5 protein-coding genes and 1 pseudogene are annotated in these 6149 nt (G+C 58.6%); 5 read left to right on the top strand and 1 reads right to left on the bottom strand.

Annotated features, from left to right (window positions below):
• Positions 1 to 250: hypothetical protein (locus tag IGS51_RS19525; RefSeq protein ID WP_297080459.1), on the top strand; the 250-nt coding region annotated here is incomplete at its 5' end.
• 97 nt (positions 251 to 347) lie between these two features.
• On the opposite strand, the gene IGS51_RS19520 is transcribed toward IGS51_RS19525, so the two are convergent.
• Positions 348 to 2624, bottom strand: coding sequence for a bifunctional (p)ppGpp synthetase/guanosine-3',5'-bis(diphosphate) 3'-pyrophosphohydrolase (locus IGS51_RS19520; RefSeq protein ID WP_297080458.1), 2277 nt, complete (start codon positions 2622 to 2624; stop codon positions 348 to 350).
• A 591-nt stretch (positions 2625 to 3215) separates the two neighbouring features.
• Between IGS51_RS19520 and patD the strand changes: the two genes are divergently transcribed.
• The 4 genes and pseudogenes from patD to murD all read left to right on the top strand — a co-directional run.
• On the top strand, positions 3216 to 3623 hold the full coding sequence (patD, locus tag IGS51_RS19515) for a heterocyst frequency control protein PatD (RefSeq protein ID WP_297080457.1): 408 nt from the start codon (positions 3216 to 3218) through the stop codon (positions 3621 to 3623).
• On the top strand, positions 3623 to 4204 hold the full coding sequence (locus IGS51_RS19510) for a zf-TFIIB domain-containing protein (RefSeq protein WP_297080456.1): 582 nt from the start codon (positions 3623 to 3625) through the stop codon (positions 4202 to 4204). Before patD ends, IGS51_RS19510 begins: the two co-directional genes overlap by 1 nt.
• Positions 4205 to 4323: 119 nt before the next feature.
• Positions 4324 to 5694, top strand: coding sequence for a GH1 family beta-glucosidase (locus IGS51_RS19505; RefSeq protein WP_297080455.1), 1371 nt, complete (start codon positions 4324 to 4326; stop codon positions 5692 to 5694).
• 108 nt (positions 5695 to 5802) lie between these two features.
• Positions 5803 to 6149 (top strand): annotated as a pseudogene (gene murD, locus IGS51_RS19500) (UDP-N-acetylmuramoyl-L-alanine--D-glutamate ligase); the annotation flags it as partial.

Raw genomic sequence — 6149 nt, 5'->3', positions numbered from 1 at the left:
TTTGAGTACCCCGCCGCGATCGCCCTCCATGACCGCCCGCCGCTACGCCCAGCCGCCGTCCCGCCCCTCTCGCAGCAGAGTCCGAGCCGACAACAGCCTGCCCGACTGGATTACGCAATTGCTCTCACTAGTCCTTTCCTTTGGCGGGCTTGCTCTGGCCGCCTGGATTATGTGGAGCGTCATCCACAATACCGAATGGCTGGCTCCGCTGCGGCAGCCGCTCGACCCGACGCAGCCCGCGCCCCAGTGAGTTGCTTAAGCTTGCAGAATCCGCAAAACCTGCTCGGTTTTAGAGCATCGTACCCCTGTCTGACCTCCCAGTCTGCTCCTGGAGCCTTAGGCGAAAATCAGCCCGTCTCGGCATCGTTGACGCGGCGAAGCTGCACCACGTCGCTCATTTTGCGGATCTGGGTGAAGGTGCGTTCTAGCTGGTTGTGGTCGCGGATGTCGATGCCGAGGTTAATCACCGCCGTCTGGCCGGGGAAGGTTTTCACCTGAGCATTGCGGACGTTGATGTTGTAGTCGCTGAGGCGCGAGAGGATATCCTTTAGCACGCCTACCCGGTCGATCACTTCTAGCTGAATTTGCACCGGATAGGTCTGGGCGCGACTGCTGGTGGTTTCGGCTGCGTTCCAACTGACGGGAATCAGGCGATCGCCCGGTACGCTGTCTGTATTCGTGCAGCCCTGACGGTGAATCGAGATACCCCGGCTGCCCTGCGTCACCACCCCAATAATCGGCTCCCCTGGAATCGGCGTACAGCAGCCCGCCAGATGATACAGCAGCCCTTCCACTCCTTGAATCGGAGAGCCATGCGTTTTGGGTGCGGGGCGCGGGGGCTGCGGCGGCGGATTGAGCAGCAGCGCCTCTTCTTGCGCCGTCGTAGCCACCGGAGCCACAGGCTGGAGCGCCTTGGTGGCATCCCGCAGCCGATTCAGCACATGATTAATCGTTACCTCGCCATAGCCCACGGCCGCCAACAGGTCTTCCGGCGTTTGATAGTTGCAGCGCACGGCCGTCACCTGCATTTGCTCCGACTTCAGCAGCGCCTCAAACCCCTTCTTGCCCAGTTCCCGCTCCAGCATGTCGCGCCCGCGCTGCACGTTCTCCTCCCGATTCGACCGCTTATACCACTGGCGAATCTTGTTGCGGGCCCCCGGCGTTACTACAAAATTCAGCCAGTCCAGCGATGGATGGGCATTTTTCTGGGTAATGATTTCCACAATGTCGCCATTCCGCAGCACCGTATCCAGCGGCACCATGCGACCGTTGATCTTCGACCCGGCGCAGCGATTGCCCACTTCGGTATGAATCCGATAGGCAAAGTCTACCGGCGTAGATCGCTGCGCTAGAGGAATCACATCGCCCTGCGGTGTAAACACATACACATCATCGTCAAACAGGTTGGTGCGGACGCTTTCCAAGTATTCCTGCGCGTCCTTGAGGTCGTTTTGCCAATCCAGCAGTTGCCGCAGCCAAGTCAGCTTTTCGTCGTCGGGGCTGAAGCGCGTCGCCGTAGACTTGCCCGTTTCCTTATACTTCCAGTGGGCAGCAATCCCGTATTCCGCAATGTGGTGCATTTCTACGGTGCGGATTTGAACCTCGACGGGGCGGCCGCCATGACCGATTACAACAGTGTGCAGCGACTGGTAGCGGTTGGGCTTGGGCAGGCCGATGTAGTCTTTGAAGCGGCCGGGGATCGGACGAAACAGGTTGTGAACCACGGCCAGGCTGCGATAGCACTCGTCAATCGTGTTAACGATAATGCGAACCGCCGTGATATCGAAAATTTCATGGAATTCCTTCTGCTGCCGCTGCATCTTTTGGTAGATGCCGTAGAGATGCTTGGGGCGACCCTTGAGTTCGACGCAGTGAATGCCCGACCGCGTTAGCTCTTGGCGCACGTCCTCTACTGTTGTTTCCAAATAAGACTCACGATCGCCCCGTTTTTCGATCACCAGCGCCTGCATGTCGCGATAGGCTTCTGGCTCCAGATACTTGAAGGCGAGATCTTCTAACTCCCACTTAAAGCGCCCAATCCCCAGACGGTTCGCTAGCGGCGCAAAGATTTCGCGGGTTTCCAAAGCAATCTGGCGGCGTTTGGCATCGGGCAAATGCTCCAGGGTTCGCATATTGTGGAGGCGATCGGCCAGCTTCACCACGATCACCCGAATATCCTGCGCCATCGCCATGAACATGCGGCGAAAGTTTTCGGCCTGGCGCTCGGTTTTGCTCTCAAAGTTAAACTTCGACAGTTTGGTTACGCCCTCCACCAGGCGGCTCACTTCGCTGCCAAAGCGCTCCTCCAGTTCTTCAACTGTAACCTCTGTGTCTTCGACCACATCGTGTAGGAACCCGGCAGCGATGACAGCGCTACTGCCTCCCAGATCGCGCAACAGCCCCGCAACAGCGATGGGATGAGCAATGTAGGGTTCGCCGGAGGCCCGCTTCTGTCCCTCATGAAGCTGGTAGGCAAAATTGAACGCATCGCAGACGACCGACGCATCCGAGCGGGGATTGTCGGAACAGTCGCCTGTGACCGGGCAGGCATGAGAAATCAGGCATTCTCGGAGCCAGTCGGGCAGTTCAACGTCGGTGGGTAGCGTGAGGGTTGTGGCGTTCATGAGGCAACTCCTGACAGGAGAAAGGGAGTGGGGATACGATTCAATCGCCCTGGCTAGGGGAAAGTGCTGGAGGCTAGGAGCCTGAAAACTCCCTGTGCGATGCGGTGGATTTTAGCTATTAAACTGTTCGAGGGGAACTTTTGGGAAGAGATCTGGCAATTGAAACCGTAAACGGGTCGTCTCTCGGTTGAACTTTCTGCTGAGCGCTTGAGATGAATTGCTAGAGAAGTTGTTATAAGTCGTTAGAAGTTGTTCAGTCCTGATTTCCTAAGCTAGCCCCCTAAGTTGCACAAATGCTTCACCAGCTAAGGTGTTCGCGAGGCAGTACTTACTTATTAGTTACGTTTATTAACGAGATAGACCGGACTAATAAAAGCGTTTCGGTGGAGATCAGGTGAAAGATTTATGAGAGATGCTAAAAGCTTGCAGATATGAGGAAAATACTGTCAGATTGAGGCGCAAGTTCGCTCAAATGCACCACTTGGCTTAAGGTTGTGAGCAAAGGTGGTGAGTTTGAGTGAGCTATTTCTCTACTATATACAGAATTCTTAACATTCGTTTAAGAATTCTGGTAGGAGTTGCTACATTGTCATGGCTTTATCAGAATGGGAGTCTTTCCGTCCGGTTTACGAAACCCTGCGATCGCTCTCTTCCTCTATGCTGGCACAGGTTTCGGGCGCTGCGGAGTCCCCTGCGGGGGTGGCTGATTTGCGCTTGTTATTCCAACAATTACAGACGCAATTTCAGCAGCAGGTTTTGACGCTGGACACGAGCAGGCTAGAGGGGGCGCTTCCCCCAGGGATCGCTTCGCAAATTGCCCCTCAGCTTCCCTCCCTCCACACCGAAATGGCAAAGCAACTGCGGCTATTGAACATGGACCTGATGTTTTTGCAAACGGCGCGGCAGCCCGAAACCGCACGGCAGCGAACCGAGCAAATGGGCGATCGCCTGCGCCTGCTGATGCGCTATTGTGATGCTGTTTTGGGAGAGGAGGCGTGATGGACTGCCTGAAGGATCGGGGCGTGCAACTGGTAGATGGGGTGCTGCGGGGAAACCTGCCCGCTCAGCAATGCCCCGTGTGCGAGGGCTGCTGGATTACGCCAGAGGATTATCACGACTGGAAGCAGGGTCAGCCCCAGCCTCTACCCGAAACCGTGAACCTGGAGGCCGCCGCCAACCATCCACCCGCCCCGCTGGACGTGCGGACTGCCCTCTGTCCCGACTGCGGCGGTTTTCTGTCGCGGGTGAAAACGGGCGCAACGATGAACCCGTTTTACGTCGAGCGGTGTCCCCAGTGTGGCGGCATCTGGTGCGATCGCGGCGAATGGGACGCACTCTCCGCGATGGGCATCAGCGCCATCATCGACCAGTTGTTTTCTAGTGATTGGCAAGGACGAATGCGAACCCGCGAGATGTTGCACCGAGAGCGCCTGGCCATGATTGACAAACTGGGCGAAGACCTAGCGCTGCAAGTCTTCGCCCTGGCCGAGCAGCTTGAGCATCACCCCAATGGCGATTTTGGCGTGGCCTATCTAATGCGGCGGGTCGGGGGGAGTGATGGGAAGGAAGAGAGAAGATAGAAGAACGAAAAGAGAAGATAGAAGAATGAAGAGCGAAGATAGAAGAGCGAAGAGCGAAGAGGTTCCGTTTTTCGTTTTTCATTCTTCGTTCTTCGTTCTTCATTTTTTCCGTCCCCCCCATGACCTACGCCTTTCCCGACTCTTTCTGCTGGGGCGCTGCGACCTCGGCCTATCAAATCGAAGGGGCGATCGCCGCTGAGGGCCGCAAGCCCAGCGTGTGGGATAGGTTCGCTGCAACGCCGGGGCGCGTGCTGAATGGGGATACGGGGGCGATCGCCTGCGACCATTACCACCGCTTTCGGGAAGACGTGGCGCTGATGGCAGACCTGGGGATCAGGCACTATCGCTTTAGCATCGCCTGGCCCCGGGTGATCCCCGATGGGCGCGGCGCAGTGAACGAAGCAGGCGTGGACTTTTATCGGCGGCTGGTGGATTGTTTACAGGAGCATGGGATCACGCCCTACGCAACCCTGTTTCATTGGGACAGTCCCCAGGCGCTAGAAGACCGCTACGGCTCCTGGCGCAGTCGGCAGATGGCACAGGACTTTGCAGAGTACGTGGCGGCGGTGGTGGCACGGCTGGGCGATCGCATTTCCCACTGGATCACCCTGAACGAAATTGCCTGCTTCACGCACCTGGGCTATGGCGTGGGCCAGATTCCTCCCCACGCGCCGGGAACCGTCGTCGCCACGCCAAAAGACGTGTGGCAGACCTCACACCATGCGCTGCTGGGGCACGGGCTGGCCTGTCAAGCCATCCGCGCCGCCTCGCCCATTCCCTGCACCGTTGCGCTGGTCGATAACTACGCGGTCACCGTGCCAATTGCCGAAACGCCAGAACACATCACCGCCGCCCAAACCGCCTTTCACACCGCCTGGGCCAACGGCGGCATTCTTTTCCCGGCGCTCACCGGAGCCTATAGCCCCCTGCTGCTGGAGAAGCTGGGAGCCGACGCGCCCGATATCCAGGATGGCGATTTGCAAACCATCTGCCAACCGCTGGATGTCCTGGGGCTGAATGTCTACTCCGGCAGCTACGTGCGGGCGGCGGATAGCGCCGACGGGTTCGAGACGCTGCCCTTTCCCGCCAGCTATCCCCGGCTGCACATGCCCTGGCTGTGGCTGCTGCCGGACTGCCTCTATTGGGGCGTGCGCCATGTCAGCGAGGTGCTGGGGCATCGCCAACTGCCCATCTGGGTGACGGAAAACGGCTGCGCGGTGGAAGACGTGCTGACAGAGCAGGAAGAGGTGTTGGACTGCGATCGCATTCTGTACCTGCGGCAACACCTGCAAGCCGCCCACCGCGCCGTGTCCGAGGGCTATCCCCTGGGCGGCTACTTTGTCTGGAGCCTGCTGGATAACTTTGAGTGGGCCTGGGGCTACGATCGCCGCTTTGGGCTGACCTATGTGGATTTTGACACCCAGCAGCGCATCCCCAAAGCCAGCGCCCGCTGGTATGCCGAGTGCATCCGACACAATCGGGTGGTCTAGGCAGGGTAAAATCATTTTTTGCAAATCTGCCTTGCAACCGGGCGCAAGATTCGGGCGAGAGAGCCGAATGCTGCCTACCCACAAGCGCAGGACTCGGACACGCTGCCTATGCCGTCGGCTTACGTAATTGGGTTGGGGAAATCGGGCATTGCCGCCGCTCGGCTGCTGCATCGGCAGGGCTGGCAGGTGACGGTCAGCGATTCCGGCTGTTCCGATGCCCTCCAGTCGATGCAGCAAACCCTCCAGGCGGAGGGCATTGCCGTCCTGCTGGGGCATCGCCTAGAGCCAGACCCCGCCCAGATGCAGCGGATCGTCGTCAGCCCCGGCGTGCGGTGGGATCTGCCCGCGCTGGAAACCGCCCGCGCCCTTGGCATCGAAACCATCGGGGAAATGGAACTGGCGTGGCGATCGCTCTCCAGCATTCCCTGGGTCGCCATTACGGGCACCAACGGCAA

It is taken from the genome of Thermoleptolyngbya sp. M55_K2018_002 (genome assembly GCF_015295965.1).
In the GTDB taxonomy this organism is placed as follows: Bacteria; Cyanobacteriota; Cyanobacteriia; order Elainellales; family Elainellaceae; genus Thermoleptolyngbya; species Thermoleptolyngbya sichuanensis.
This window is presented reverse-complemented; position numbering and strand designations above follow the sequence as displayed.

Bases quoted from the DNA above. Each gene is read 5' to 3' on its own strand.
- IGS51_RS19520 (WP_297080458.1), bottom strand. From the start codon at position 2,624: ATGAACGCCACAACCCTCACGCTACCCACCGACGTTGAACTGCCCGAC.
- patD (WP_297080457.1), top strand. From the start codon at position 3,216: ATGGCTTTATCAGAATGGGAGTCTTTCCGTCCGGTTTACGAAACCCTG.
- IGS51_RS19510 (WP_297080456.1), top strand. From the start codon at position 3,623: ATGGACTGCCTGAAGGATCGGGGCGTGCAACTGGTAGATGGGGTGCTG.
- IGS51_RS19505 (WP_297080455.1), top strand. From the start codon at position 4,324: ATGACCTACGCCTTTCCCGACTCTTTCTGCTGGGGCGCTGCGACCTCG.